Origin of the sequence: Microvirga alba (genome assembly GCF_015694465.1) — a bacterium.
In the GTDB taxonomy this organism is placed as follows: Bacteria; Pseudomonadota; Alphaproteobacteria; order Rhizobiales; family Beijerinckiaceae; genus Microvirga; species Microvirga alba.
Map to the genome: position 1 here is coordinate 92,393 of NZ_JADQDO010000004.1, position 13,012 is coordinate 105,404.

The following is a 13,012-nucleotide window of genomic DNA, read 5'->3' on the forward strand; positions in this document are numbered from 1 at the left end:
TCAAGACTTGTCCACACCCTTTCAGCGAAAGCGATGACATGGGTGAAAGGCCAAGCAGGCTTTGCTAGAGATGGGGTGATGTCATCCCAAGCCCAATACCAGCCGCCCGCCCCCCCTGAGCCGACCGAGACCGCCGCGCCAAAACCTGCGCCGGACAGCCGCGTCACGCCCATGATGGCGCAGTATGTCGAGATCAAAGCGGCCAATCCGGACAGCCTTCTGTTTTACCGGATGGGCGATTTCTACGAGTTGTTCTTCAACGACGCGGAGATCGCGAGCCGGGCGCTCGGCATCGTCCTGACGAAACGAGGCAAGCACCAGGGCGAGGACATCCCCATGTGCGGCGTGCCCGTGGAACGGGCGGACGATTACCTCCAGCGCCTGATCGGCCTCGGCCACCGAGTCGCTGTCTGCGAACAGACGGAGGACCCGGCGGAGGCGAAGAAGCGCGGTGCGAAATCGGTGGTGCGCCGCGACGTGGTGCGCCTCGTCACCCCCGGCACGATTACGGAAGATCGCCTGCTCGATCCCGGCCGGGCCAATTACTTTCTCGCCATCGCCCGCCGCCGCGTCTCGGACACGCAATGGGGCTACGGGCTTGCGGCGGTCGATATTTCCACCGGGCATTTTGCCCTGAGCGAAGCGGATAGCACCAGCCTCGCGGCCGAGATCGCCCGCTTCGAGCCGCGTGAAATCCTGGTTCCGGACGTCATTCATGACGATCCGGAGCTTGCCGCCTTTTGGCGCGAGACGCGGGCCTCGATCACGCCGCTCTCCCGCGAGGGGCTCGACCCGGCCTCCGCCGAGCGGCGGCTTAAAGATTATTTCGGGGTCGCCACGCTCGACGCCTTCGGCTCCTTCAGCCGGGCGGAAATCACGGCGGCTGGCAGCGCGCTTTTCTATATCGAGAAGACCCAGATCGGCAGCCGCCCTGTCCTCAATCCGCCGGCGCGCGAGAACGCGGGCGCGGCGCTCGCCATCGACGCGGCCACCCGCGCCAATCTCGAATTGACCCGCACCCTGTCGGGCGAGCGGGCGGGGAGCCTGCTTGCGACCATCGACAGCACCGTGACGCCCGGCGGCGCGCGGTTGCTCGCCGAGCGGTTGGCGGGTCCCCTCACCGACGCCCAAATGATCCACGATCGGCAGGATGCGGTTGAGGCTCTCGTTGAGAACGGTGACTTGCACGACCGCGTGAGGCGCATTCTCAAGCGCTCTCCCGATCTTGCCCGCGCCCTGTCCCGGCTCGGGCTCGGACGCGGGGGGCCGCGCGATCTGGCTTGCGTCCGCGATGGCCTGTTCGCGGCGCGGGACCTCGGCCTTGAGCTTGCCAAGACGCACGATCTGCCACGGGAGTTGTCCGCCGCCGCGCAGCGCCTGCAGTCGCTTCGCACCGACGTCGCCGACAAGCTGGCGGCGGCTTTGGCCGAGGAATTACCACTCCTGAAACGCGATGGCGGCTTCATTCGCACCGGTTTCGAGCCCAATCTCGACGAATTGCGGGAGCTGCAACAGGATTCCCGCCGTTTCATTGCGGCACTCCAGGCGCGTTACGCCAACGATACCGGCTGCCGAACCTTGCGGGTGAAGCACAACCACATGATCGGCTACTTCGTGGAGGTGCCGCAGAATGTGGGCGAGGATCTGCTCAAGGAACCGTGGAAGGACACCTTCGTCCACCGCCAGACCATGGCGGGCGCGATGCGCTTCTCCACCATGGAACTGGGCGAACTCGAATCGAAGATCGCCTCCGCCTCCGACCGGGCGCTCCGGATCGAGCTGGGGCTTTTCGAAACCATGGCGCAGGAATTGCTCGACCTCTCCAGCAATGTCGCGGCCGCCGCCGAAGCCATCGCGGTAGTGGACGTGACTGCCGCCCTGGCGGATCTCGCCGTGCGCCTCGACTGGAAGCGGCCGGTCACCGACACGGGCCTCGCTTTCAGCATCAAGGGTGGTCGCCACCCTGTCGTCGAGGCGGCACTCAAGCGCGAAGGCACCGCTTTCATCGCCAACGATTCCGACCTGTCGGGGAAAGAAGCCGGGCATATTCTGCTGATCACCGGCCCGAACATGGGCGGTAAATCGACCTACTTACGCCAGAACGCGCTGATCGTCGTGCTGGCGCAAATGGGATCCTTTGTCCCGGCGAAGGAAGCCCATATCGGCATCGTCGACCGCCTCTTCTCTCGCGTCGGCGCGGCCGACGATCTCGCGCGCGGGCGCTCGACCTTCATGGTCGAAATGGTCGAGACCGCTGCCATCCTCAACCAGGCAACGTCCCGCTCCCTCGTCATCCTCGACGAGATCGGACGTGGCACGGCGACCTTCGACGGCCTGTCCATCGCCTGGGCCGCCATCGAGCATCTGCATGAGGCCAATCGCTGCCGGGCCCTGTTCGCCACCCATTTCCACGAGCTGACGGCCCTTGCCGACCGCCTGCCGCGCATCGCCAATGCGACCTTGAAGGTGACCGAGTGGAACAACGAGGTCGTATTCCTGCACGAAGTCGTGCCAGGGGCCGCCGATCGCTCCTATGGTCTGCAGGTCGCGCGGCTTGCGGGTCTGCCCCACGCCGTCGTCGAGCGGGCCAAGGCGATCCTGAGCGAGCTTGAAAAATCGGATCGGGAAAGCCCCAAGCGAGCGCTCGTGGACGATCTGCCCCTGTTCGCGGTTCCTGTAAGGGCAGAGCCCGTTCGACAGGCAAAGCCGGATCTTCTGCGGGAGGCCCTCGCCACCATCGACCCCGATCAGATGACCCCGCGCGAGGCGCTGGATGCGCTCTATCGCCTGAAGGCGCAGGGCTGACGGATCACTGCGCCAGGAGAAAAATGCCGCCTGCCGCCAGGGTCCCGCTCCAGAGAACGTCGAGGTTGATCCAGCCGCGCCGCAGAAATGCGAGCCCCCGGCTATAGACGATCAGACTGACGGCCCCGATCGTCGCGAGCATCGCGCCCGTGTGCACGGCAAGCGCTGCAATCGAAATCGGGATCGAGGTGCTCGCGCCCAGTTCCCCGGCGGCGCCGGACGAGACGCATATCGAGAGCATCGCCGGGACGAGCATGAGGCCGGCTCCGTGCGCGCCGGCCATCATGCACGACCATAACGCCAGACCGATCAGGCCGGTTTGCATCCCGATGCGGAGGCGTCCGCGATGGCCGAGGACAGCATGTCCCACGGCCCAGATCACGAGGCATATTCCGGCCCCGCGCGTGAGGAGTGTCACATCGAGAACCGCTCCGAACGCCACCGCGGCCACGAGAACGACGCCGACCGCCGCGGCATGGCCGAGAGCGATCGGAGCAAGCGCCAGAAGCACGATGCCGCGGCTTTGCCGGTGAAGGCCCAACGCGACAGCGAACAGCCATCCCATGGCGGGATTCAGTCCATGAAACGCGCCGAGGCCCGCGAGCGTCAGCCAGGGCCAGAGAGTGGATGACATCGTGTTCATTCCCATTCGCTTGATGGGTGCCGGACACCCATCAAGGATAGCAATAGGAGTCGGATGAGCAGTCGCCGCCTTCGAGTCTGATCTGGTGCGGCCGGTGCCCCTTCGGCCAGTCGATAAAGAAATCCTCATCGAGCGAGAGGCCGCCCTCCGGATCCGCGTTCAGCTTCACCATCCAGCCCTCGAATCCCCGATGATAGAGTTGCGGGTCGATCGCGCCGTAGAGCGAATTGGTGAAATAAACCCGCCTGCCATCCCGACTGATTTCGACCATCTGCGGCCCGCCCGTCAGGTGCCCATTGGTGGCTTTGGGATGAGTGGCGCGGGACACCACCCCGCCGATCCGCACCTTGCCGGTGAGTTTCGGATTGAAGGGATCGGAGACGTCGTATTGCTGGAGATCGCCCGTGCCCCAGCAGGAGACATAGAGAAATCGGTCGTCCAGCGAGAGGTCGATATCCGTGACAAAGGGTGGAACAGCCGCGAAACCTTTGAGGATATCGGGCAGATCGTCCGGGTTCGCAGGCTCGGCGGGGATGGTGATGATCTTCCTGACGGCCCAATGATCGCCCTCGCGATACCAGGTCCAGATGGAGGAGGAGAGATCCTTGAGGCTGATGACGCAATTGACGAATCCGTAGGCTTTGGTCGGATCGTGCGCCGGCCTCAGCTCGAAGACGAGCTGATGCTCCTCGCCGAAATCGATCTCTTGCAGATGCTTGCGCTTCAAGAGGTCCCAGAAATGCATGCGCCGGCCATACCGCGAGCCGAGGAGGATCTCCGGAACCAGACCGTTCTCAAAGGTGTCGGGCGTTCCCCATTCGCTTGTCACCAGTGTGTCGTAGCCAAGATGCCACCAGCCGTCATAGGCGAGGCGCTGCGAACCTCTATCGACCTCCCAGCGCCCGAGCGGCTCGAAGGTCTCGTGGTCCATGACGAAAATGCCTCCGGGCGCCTTGCCCTCCACGTTACCCAGTGCGGTGACGTAGATGCCCTCGGGCCCGCAATGAACCGTATGAGGCCTCGTATAGCCCGTCCTTTCTGCGATCACCTCGGGCTCAATCACCTTGACGATCTTCGGATGGCGCGGGTCGGGCTTGGTGTCGAGAATATGAATGCGCGACGAGCGTAAGCCCGGCACGACAAGATAGCGCCGCTCCACATGCGGATGAGGCATGTTGGGACAGAGGCACGACGAGCAAGCGTTCCACCCGAAATGGTGCAGCTCGTCGCCCACATTGGGCATTGCGACGGTCCCGACAATCTGCGCATAGGACGAGGAAGTCGGATCCAGGTCGACGACTGCAATGCCATCGGGCTGCCGCTGGTCCGGGTCGACCATGGCCACATAGGCCAGGGTCTCGGGCGGAGCCTTTTCGGCCAGACGGGGCGATGGATAGAAACTCGGATCTGGTTGCCAACGCATCACGACACTCTCCCTTGTCGCCCCCGGGGCTGACGGCAAGTGTCTCGTCCAATGTGTCTTGTCTTGGTCTTGTTGCGAGGCCGGCATCATACCTCATCCGCCGGCCCCTGTCCTCCCGCAGCAAGCGGATCGATCGCTTTTAGGGCGAAGACCTGGCCGCGCTTTGCGCAGCGCCTGCGGATAAAAGCAACACTATCGCATTACATTCCGCCGCGCTAAAATCCGACCTTTGCTGCGGAGGTCGAGCCTGATGGTCATGCGCGTTCCAACGGTCGCCTTCGAGGGAATCGAAGCGCGGGCGGTCGATGTGCAGGTCCAGATCTCGCCCGGTACGGTTGCCTTCATGATCGTCGGCCTGCCCGATAAGGCGGTGGCCGAATCCCGGGAGCGGGTTCGCTCGGCTTTGATCGCCTCCGGTTTGGCTCTCCCTGCGAAACGCATCACCGTCAACCTCGCGCCGGCAGACCTTCCGAAGGAAGGAAGCCACTACGATCTGCCCATCGCGCTGGGCGTCATGGCCGCCATCGGCGCAATCCCGGGCGACGCCCTCAATGGTTTCACCGTCCTGGGGGAACTGGCGCTCGATGGCTCGATCACCTCGGTGGCGGGCGTCCTCCCGGCGGCCATGGCGGCCTTCGACCGTCAGCACGGACTGATCTGCCCTGAGGCCTGCGGTCCCGAAGCCGCCTGGGCCTCGAGCGACATCGAGATTCTCGCTCCGCGCTCGCTCGTGCAGCTTGCCAATCATTTCAAGGGCACGCAGGTCATGGCCCGACCTGAACCGGCGATCATGCCGCTTTCCGGCTCCCTGCCTGACTTGCGAGACATCAAGGGCCAGGAAAGCGCCAAGAGAACCCTGGAAATCGCCGCCGCAGGCGCGCACAACCTCTTGATGAACGGCCCCCCGGGGGCCGGCAAGTCCATGCTGGCTCAGCGCCTTCCCTCGATTCTGCCGCCGCTTTCGCCGCGCGAATTGCTCGAGGTGTCGATGATCCAGTCCGTGGCTGGACTTCTGGCAAATGGCGCTCTGTCCGACCGCCGTCCCTTCAGGGCCCCTCACCACTCCGCCTCGATGGCGGCGCTTGTGGGAGGAGGTTTGAATGCGCGCCCTGGTGAGGCATCGCTCGCCCATCACGGCGTTCTCTTCCTCGATGAGCTACCGGAATTCCAGCCTCAGGTCCTCGATTCCTTGAGGCAACCGCTGGAGGCGGGGGAAATTCTCATCGCCCGTGCGAATCATCGCGTCACCTACCCGGCCCGGTTTCAGCTCGTGGCCGCCATGAATCCTTGCCGGTGCGGGCAGGCGACAGAGCCGGGCTACGTCTGCCGTCGCCAGCCCAATGAGCGTTGCGTCGCGCAATATCAGGCCCGGCTATCCGGCCCTCTCCTCGACCGCGTCGATCTCGTCATCGAGGTGCCGGCGGTCACGGCAGCCGATCTGATCCTGCCGCGGCCGCTTGAGGGTTCGGCGGAGGTCGCCGCGCGGGTCGCTCAGGCGCGGCGGATCCAGGCCAACCGTTATGCCGCGCTCAATCTCGACGGCATCTCCACCAACGCGGCCTGCCCGGCACCGCTCCTGGAGGAGGTGGCGCAACCTGATTCGGACGGGTTGGCGCTGATTCGCGATGCGGCGAACGCCATGCGGCTCTCGGCGCGAGGTTTCCACCGCGTTCTGAAGGTGGCCCGTACCCTTGCCGACCTGGATGGGGAAGAACGGATTAGGCGCATCCACTTAGCAGAAGCTTTATCCTACCGCGCTCATGGAGATCGGCGCCCCGCAGCGGCCTAGACTGGGAAATAGATTACGAAAAATCTTGATAAGCCGGCTTTTCACCTCGATATTTCTTGTCACAAAACCGTTCGAAATGAGCTTTATGTCACGACGCAAGGCGGCTGGCCCGAAATCCAGCCCGATACCAAGACTTGGACCGCGTCCCAACGAGGCTTTGATGATTCCCACACCATCGACGAGCGCGGCCGCAAAGTCGGCGGCTGCCGTCGCGCCTTTCACCAACCCGCTCATTTCGCCCAAGGGCATGACCAAGTTCATACCCGGTCTCTCCAAGACGGTTCGGCATCACGGCAACCTCGATCCGGTCCTGGGTCGCATCGGCTCCCTCGAAGTGCGCCTGGCGACCACCACCAAGGAGATCCGACGCGCCCAGAAGCTGCGCTTCAAGGTCTTCTATAAGGAGATGTCGGCGGCTCCCAACGGTGCGTCCCTCCTTTCCCGTCGCGACGTGGATGAATACGACGCGCTTTGCGATCACCTCCTCGTCCTCGACCATGACGTGAAGGCCAAGCCTTTCCGCCAGCCGAAGCCCAAGGTGGTCGGCACCTATCGACTGCTGCGCCAGGAAGTGGCGGATCGTCATTCGGGTTTCTACACGTCGGGCGAATACGACATCGCTCCGCTGATCGAGGCCCATCCCAACCTGCGGTTCCTGGAGCTGGGCCGCTCCTGCGTGCTCCAGCCCTACCGCAACAAGCGTACGGTCGAGCTGCTCTGGCACGGGATCTGGGCCTATGTGCTCCACCACCGCATCGATGTGATGATCGGTTGCGCCAGCCTGGAAGGCACCGACCCGCAAAAGCTCGCCCTGCCTTTGAGCTTCCTGCACCACTACGCCGCTGCACCCGCTGAATGGGGGGCAGGCGCGCTTTCCGAGCGGTTCACCTCCATGGACCTTCTGGCAAAGGAGGCCGTCGATCCGAAGGAGGCGCTCCGTGCGCTGCCGCCCTTGATCAAGGGTTACCTGCGCCTCGGAGCCACGTTTGGTCGCGGCGCGGTCATCGACCATCAGTTCGGAACCACGGACGTGCTCGTGATCCTGCCGGTCTCGGCCATCAATCCACGCTACATCGACCATTTCGGCTCGACGGCAAACCGTCACGCGGCCTAAGCGTATTCCCCGGCCGGGGACGCGTTCCGGAGGAATTTCCCTTCCACCGCGCGGGCCCATTCTGCGCGCACCTCCGGATCAGCCTCATCGTCCAGGCGTCTCTCGGCCTGATCGGCCACCATCTCCGACGGAAGGAGTCGTGCCGTCGCCCAGACGGCCATGGCGCGCACCAAAGGCGAGGAATCATCGAGAAGGCGCACAGCCTCTTCGGCCAAGCCCGGATCGCCGGAATTGCCGATAGCGATGAGCACATTGCGGATGAAGCGATCCCGCCCCGTGCGCTTGATCGGGGTCCCCGCGAAAGTGATGCGGAACGTCGGATCGTCGAGGCGGGCGAGTTCGGCCAGCGGCAATGCCGTAAGATCGTCACGCTGCATCAACCGCGCTTCACGTCCCGCTTTCGCGAACTTGTTCCAGGGGCAGACGGCAAGGCAATCGTCGCAACCGAAGATCCTGTTGCCAATGCCCTCTCGCAGATCCGACGGAATGTGTCCCTTATGCTCGATCGTCAGGTACGAGATGCAGCGGCGCGCATCGAGCTGGTAGGGGGCCGGAAACGCGTTCGTCGGACAGATATCGAGGCAGCGGCGGCAGGAGCCGCAATGATCGCGCTCCGGTGCGTCGGCCGGCAGTTCCGCCGTGGTGAAGATCGCGCCCAGGAACAGCCAATTGCCGAACTCGCGCGACACGATGACGGTGTGTTTGCCCTGCCAGCCGAGCCCGGCCGCTTCGGCGAGGGCCTTTTCCATCACCGGCGCGGTATCGACGAACACCTTCACGTCCGACCCGCCCCTGGCGGCGAGGAAGCCCGCGACCTCTTTCAGCTTGCCCTTGATGACGTCGTGATAATCCCGGTTGCGGGCATAGACGGAGATCGAAGCCCGATCCTTCACAGCGAGCGTCGCCAGCGGATCGCCCGTCGGGCCGTAATTGAGGCCGAGCAGGAGGATGCTGCGCACCTCGGGCCAGAGGGTTCGGGGATCGGCGCGGCGCTCGGCGGTTTCGGCCATCCATTCCATGGAACCGTGATGGCCTTGGCCCAGCCAGTATTTCAACCGCTCAGGCGCGAGCGGGATCGCGTCGGGCTTGGCGACCCGGACGACGTCGAAGCCCAGCCCTTTGGCGCGGGTCACGAACGCGCTCTTCAGCGCCTCGCCGTTCAAAAATCCAGATTGTCGTAGTGGTCCGCCGGAGCCATGCCCGGCACCCGGTCCGCCAGGAGCGCGCGAAAGGACGGCCGGGATTTGATCCTGGCGTACCAATGCCTCGCTGTTTCGTCCTCGTCCCATGGCACGTCGCCGAGATAATCCACTACCGACAGATGGGCCGCCGCCGCCAGATCCGCATAGGTCATCTGGTCGCCCGCGAGCCAGTTCCGCTTCGCAATCAGGAAGCCGATATATTTCAGGTGATATCGCACATTGGCCCGCGCGGCGCGAATCGCCCCCATATCCGGCGGACCGCCCCCGATGTCGGAGGGCATGAAGCGCTTGTAGATCTTTTCGGTCGCCAGATAATCCGACACTTCCTGATGGAATTTCACCAGGAACCAGTCGAGCAGGCGACGCACCTCGACCCGTTGCGCCAGGTCCTGAGGCAGGAAGCGGCGGTCCCCCAGGCTCTCGTCCCGGGTCTCGTCGAGATATTCCGCAAGAATCCGGGCACCCGGAACAGCAAGCCCCTCATCGTCGATGAACAGGGGCAGATTGCCTGCCGGATCGAGCTCCAGGAAGGGAAGGCGGCGCTCCCACGGCTTTTCTTCGACGAAGTCCGGCTCAAGGCCCAACTCGGCCAAAACCAAGCGCGCGAACCGCGAATGCGGGCAAAAAGGATACGAATGAAGGATGGCCATGAGCGTGTCTGACGCGAAACAGGCGGCGAGAATAAGGCCGGGTTTCGTTAAGGGTCGGTAAGGATTTTTGGTGAATCTGATTGCGTGAGTGCAAGGCGGTTGCGCGCGACGCGCAAGTCACCTTGACAGGCTGGCGGAACGCCCTCCATCTGGCCCGGATTTTGGGATTTTGACGATGTCGCAAATTATCGAGGCGCTTTTTCTCGGCCTGATCGAAGGCCTGACCGAGTTCCTGCCGGTCTCCTCGACGGGCCATCTCCTCCTCGTCGGCCATTTCCTAGGTTTCGAATCGACCGGCAAGACCTTCGAGGTCCTGATCCAGCTCGGCGCGATCCTGGCGATCCTGTCGGTCTATTTTCACCGGCTCTTGGACATCGCCAAAGCCCTCCCCTACGATCCGGGCGCGCGACGTTTCGTCATCGGCGTCCTTCTCGCCTTCCTGCCCGCGGCGATCATCGGCGCGGCTCTGCACGGCTTTATCAAGGACGTGCTCTTCAATCCCTGGATTGTCTGCATGACGCTGATCGCGGGCGGCTTCGTGCTCCTGTTGATCGATGCCCTTCCGCTTCAGCCGACGAAGCACGACGCGACCCGTTTCCCGCTGCCGATGTATCTCAAGATCGGTTTCATGCAGTGCCTTGCCATGGTGCCCGGCGTGTCTCGCTCCGGCGCGACGATCGTGGGGGCCATGCTGCTCGGCGCTGACAAGCGCGCAGCGGCGGAGTTTTCGTTCTTCCTCGCCATGCCGACCATGACCGGGGCCTTCGCCTACGATCTTCTGAAGAACTACAAAAATCTGTCAGCCAACGACGGCCTCCTCATCGTTATCGGCTTCATCGCCGCTTTCGTATCGGCCTTGCTCGTCGTGAAAACCTTCCTCGACTACATCTCCCGCCACGGCTTCGCGCTGTTCGCGTGGTGGCGCATCATCGTCGGCGCGGCGGGCCTCGCGGGGCTGATCGTCTTCGGGTGAGCCCTCAAAGGGTTTTGGCCGGATAGCGGCAAAGATCGTTGATGAGGCAGCGCGCGCATTCCGGAACGCGAGCCTTGCAGATATAGCGCCCGTGCAGGATCAGCCAGTGATGGGCGTGGAGCTTGAATTCATCCGGCACCAGCTTTTCCAGCGGCCCCTGCGTCTCCAGCGGCGTCTTGGTGTTGACGAACGGAATGCGGTTGGCGACGCGGAAGATATGCGTATCGACGGCAATGTGCGGGATCCGGAACGCGATGTTCATGACGACGCTCGCGGTCTTCCGTCCGACACCGGGCAAGGTGGTGAGCGCCTCCATCGAGCGCGGCACTTCGCCGCCGAACTCCTCCACCAGACGCTTTGACATGGCGATGACGTTCTTCGCCTTGGTGTTGAAATAGTTGAGCGTCTTGACCCGCTCGCGCACGCCCTCCTCGCCGAGCGCCAGCATCTTTTCCGGTGTATCGGCGATGGGAAAGAGGGCGCGTGTCGCCTTGTTCACGCCCACATCGGTCGATTGCGCGGAGAGCAGCACGGCGACGAGCAACGTATAGGAATTGACATATTCAAGCTCGCCCTCGGGGTGGGGATTGGCGGCCTCGAACCGGCGAAAGATTTCCAGAACGGTCGCCTTGTCCACTGGCTTTGGCTGTCGCGCAGGCTTGGGCGATAGAGAGGCAGTGATTTGCGGCTTTGCCTTGCGGCGGGATGACGGCTTCAGATCGGACATGATTGCGTTATAATTCCGGCATGGTCAGCGGCAAAGCGACATTCGACGACATGGAGCAGTTCGAGATGGACCAGCCGGTCTTCTCGGCGGTGATCCGGCCGCATCGTTCGCTCGGGCCCATGGGCTTCAGAATCGTCATGATTCTCTTGTGCCTGACCTCCATCGTCGCGAGCCTGCCTTTTATCATTCTCGGCTCCTGGCCGGTGGTCGGTTTCTTCGGCCTTGATTTCCTCGGGCTCTACATCGCGTTTCGCATCAACTACCGGCATGGCCAATCCTTCGAATTGCTCGAATTGACCCCGGTGCGGCTGCTTCTGCGCAAGATCAGCCATCGCGGCGAGGTGCGGGAGTGGCGCTTCAACCCACTCTGGACCCGCCTCGATCGCGAGGTCGATGATGAGTTCGGCGTGCAGGAATTGACTCTTCAATCCCGCGGCGAACAGGTGGTGATCGCCCATGACCTTTCCCCGCCCGAGCGGGAAAGCCTGGCCGAGGCCTTCGGACGTGCCCTGTCCAACGTGAAGCGCGGCTATTGAGACCCCGCCCTCCCCACAAGGAGGAGGAAAAGGCGCGCCGGTGATTTTCTGGGGCTGATGGATCCCCTTCCCTCGCCTACGGCTCGTCGGGGATGACAGCCACCACAGGAAACGGGTGTGCTCCGTTCTCGATGGGGTTAAAATCGGCCCCAAAAGGATCACGCCCATGCTCGATACCTTGCGCGACATCACCATCGAACCCGGCGCACTCGCGATGCGGGATGAGCCGAACGCGGATTATGAGCGCGTGCGGCGCATCATCGCCTACATCTCCGAGCGCTGGCGCGAGCAGCCCTCCCTTGAGGCCATTGCCGACCATGTCGGCCTCTCGACGACCCATGTGCATCACCTCTTCAGGCGCTGGGCGGGGTTGTCGCCAAAGGCTTTCCTCCAGGCCATCACCCTCGACAACGCCAAGGCGCTGCTCGCCTCATCGGCGAGCGTGCTCGACGCCACCTACGAGGTCGGGCTGTCGGGACCGGCGCGGCTGCACGATCTTTTCGTGACCCATGAGGCCATGACGCCCGGCGACTACAAGACCGGCGGCGTGGGCCTGACCATGCGATTCGGCTTTCACCCCTCCCCCTTCGGCGAGGCGGTGTTGATCGCAACCGAGCGCGGGCTCGCGGGCCTCGGCTTCGTGGACGATGGCGACCGGGCGGCGGCGCTGGCGGACATGACCCGCCGCTGGCCCAGGGCCGAGTATATCGAGGACACGAAGGCGACCGCGCCGCTGGCCCGGCGTATTTTCAACCCGGCCCAGTGGCAGGAGGAACAGCCCCTGCGGGTCGTGCTGATCGGGACGGATTTCGAGGTCCGGGTCTGGGAGACGCTTTTGCGCATTCCGCGCGACCGCGCCACGACCTATTCGGACATCGCGCGCCATATCGGCAAACCCTCCGCAGCCCGCGCGGTCGGAGCGGCGGTGGGGAAAAACCCGGTTTCGTTCGTGGTGCCCTGCCACCGGGTGCTCGGGCGCTCTGGCGCTTTGACCGGCTATCATTGGGGTTTGACTCGCAAGCAGGCGATTCTGGGCTGGGAAGCCGGGGCGATGAGCAAGAATTGACGCCCGAACGTTTTTTTTACGACCGGCGAGGCGCCATCTGCCTCGCCGAGACAGGCGCCAGACCAAAATAGCCTCTTTTCAGCC

11 protein-coding genes are annotated in these 13,012 nt (G+C 63.7%); 6 read left to right on the forward strand and 5 right to left on the reverse strand.

The genetic code is table 11. From position 1 onward, the window contains the following. Positions 1 to 78: 78 nt before the first annotated feature. Complete coding sequence (gene mutS, locus I2H38_RS10250) at positions 79 to 2,805, forward strand: DNA mismatch repair protein MutS (protein ID WP_196271757.1); 2,727 nt, start codon at positions 79 to 81, stop codon at positions 2,803 to 2,805. Positions 2,806 to 2,809: 4 nt separating this feature from the next. Here the strand turns inward: mutS and I2H38_RS10255 are convergent, their stop codons facing one another. Both I2H38_RS10255 and I2H38_RS10260 read right to left on the reverse strand, forming a co-directional pair. Next, positions 2,810 to 3,439: a hypothetical protein gene (locus I2H38_RS10255; RefSeq protein ID WP_324617377.1), complete on the reverse strand. Its 630-nt coding sequence runs from the start codon at positions 3,437 to 3,439 to the stop codon at positions 2,810 to 2,812. 40 nt (positions 3,440 to 3,479) lie between these two features. Then, the gene (locus I2H38_RS10260; protein ID WP_196271759.1) at positions 3,480 to 4,874 is read right to left on the reverse strand and encodes a selenium-binding family protein; all 1,395 of its coding nucleotides are present in this window, start codon (positions 4,872 to 4,874) and stop codon (positions 3,480 to 3,482) included. 247 nt (positions 4,875 to 5,121) lie between these two features. Here I2H38_RS10260 and I2H38_RS10265 point away from each other — a divergent pair, with 247 nt between their 5' ends. Together I2H38_RS10265 and I2H38_RS10270 are read left to right on the forward strand one after the other, a co-directional pair. Continuing rightward, positions 5,122 to 6,660 (forward strand): YifB family Mg chelatase-like AAA ATPase, encoded by a 1,539-nt coding sequence (locus tag I2H38_RS10265; RefSeq protein WP_196271760.1) that lies wholly within the window; start codon positions 5,122 to 5,124, stop codon positions 6,658 to 6,660. A gap of 163 nt (positions 6,661 to 6,823) precedes the next feature. Next, complete coding sequence (locus I2H38_RS10270) at positions 6,824 to 7,774, forward strand: GNAT family N-acetyltransferase (RefSeq protein ID WP_407664061.1); 951 nt, start codon at positions 6,824 to 6,826, stop codon at positions 7,772 to 7,774. Here I2H38_RS10270 and queG read toward each other — a convergent pair. Further along, positions 7,771 to 8,907, reverse strand: a complete 1,137-nt coding sequence (queG, locus tag I2H38_RS10275) for a tRNA epoxyqueuosine(34) reductase QueG (protein ID WP_196271960.1) — start codon at positions 8,905 to 8,907, stop codon at positions 7,771 to 7,773. The genes I2H38_RS10270 and queG overlap by 4 nt on opposite strands. A 26-nt stretch (positions 8,908 to 8,933) precedes the next feature. Beyond that, entirely contained in the window at positions 8,934 to 9,626 is a 693-nt protein-coding gene (locus I2H38_RS10280; RefSeq protein ID WP_196271762.1) for a glutathione S-transferase family protein, read from the reverse strand. A gap of 169 nt (positions 9,627 to 9,795) precedes the next feature. Here I2H38_RS10280 and I2H38_RS10285 point away from each other — a divergent pair, with 169 nt between their 5' ends. Further along, positions 9,796 to 10,599 carry an undecaprenyl-diphosphate phosphatase gene (locus I2H38_RS10285; protein ID WP_407664055.1) on the forward strand — a complete coding sequence of 268 codons (804 nt, stop codon included), beginning with the start codon at positions 9,796 to 9,798 and terminating at the stop codon, positions 10,597 to 10,599. A 4-nt stretch (positions 10,600 to 10,603) separates the two neighbouring features. Here the strand turns inward: I2H38_RS10285 and nth are convergent, their stop codons facing one another. After that, positions 10,604 to 11,326, reverse strand: coding sequence for an endonuclease III (gene nth / locus I2H38_RS10290; RefSeq protein WP_196271764.1), 723 nt, complete (start codon positions 11,324 to 11,326; stop codon positions 10,604 to 10,606). Between the two features lie 20 nt (positions 11,327 to 11,346). Here nth and I2H38_RS10295 point away from each other — a divergent pair, with 20 nt between their 5' ends. Both I2H38_RS10295 and I2H38_RS10300 read left to right on the forward strand, forming a co-directional pair. After that, positions 11,347 to 11,862 carry a DUF2244 domain-containing protein gene (locus I2H38_RS10295; protein WP_196271937.1) on the forward strand — a complete coding sequence of 172 codons (516 nt, stop codon included), beginning with the start codon at positions 11,347 to 11,349 and terminating at the stop codon, positions 11,860 to 11,862. Positions 11,863 to 12,076: 214 nt separating this feature from the next. Continuing rightward, entirely contained in the window at positions 12,077 to 12,928 is an 852-nt protein-coding gene (locus I2H38_RS10300; RefSeq protein WP_229426664.1) for a bifunctional helix-turn-helix domain-containing protein/methylated-DNA--[protein]-cysteine S-methyltransferase, read from the forward strand. Positions 12,929 to 13,012 lie beyond the last annotated feature (84 nt).

Bases quoted from the DNA above. Each gene is read 5' to 3' on its own strand.
- mutS (WP_196271757.1), top strand. From the start codon at position 79: ATGTCATCCCAAGCCCAATACCAGCCGCCCGCCCCCCCTGAGCCGACC.
- I2H38_RS10295 (WP_196271937.1), top strand. From the start codon at position 11,347: ATGGTCAGCGGCAAAGCGACATTCGACGACATGGAGCAGTTCGAGATG.
- I2H38_RS10265 (WP_196271760.1), top strand. From the start codon at position 5,122: ATGGTCATGCGCGTTCCAACGGTCGCCTTCGAGGGAATCGAAGCGCGG.
- I2H38_RS10280 (WP_196271762.1), bottom strand. From the start codon at position 9,626: ATGGCCATCCTTCATTCGTATCCTTTTTGCCCGCATTCGCGGTTCGCG.
- I2H38_RS10300 (WP_229426664.1), top strand. From the start codon at position 12,077: ATGCGGGATGAGCCGAACGCGGATTATGAGCGCGTGCGGCGCATCATC.
- nth (WP_196271764.1), bottom strand. From the start codon at position 11,326: ATGTCCGATCTGAAGCCGTCATCCCGCCGCAAGGCAAAGCCGCAAATC.
- I2H38_RS10255 (WP_324617377.1), bottom strand. From the start codon at position 3,439: ATGTCATCCACTCTCTGGCCCTGGCTGACGCTCGCGGGCCTCGGCGCG.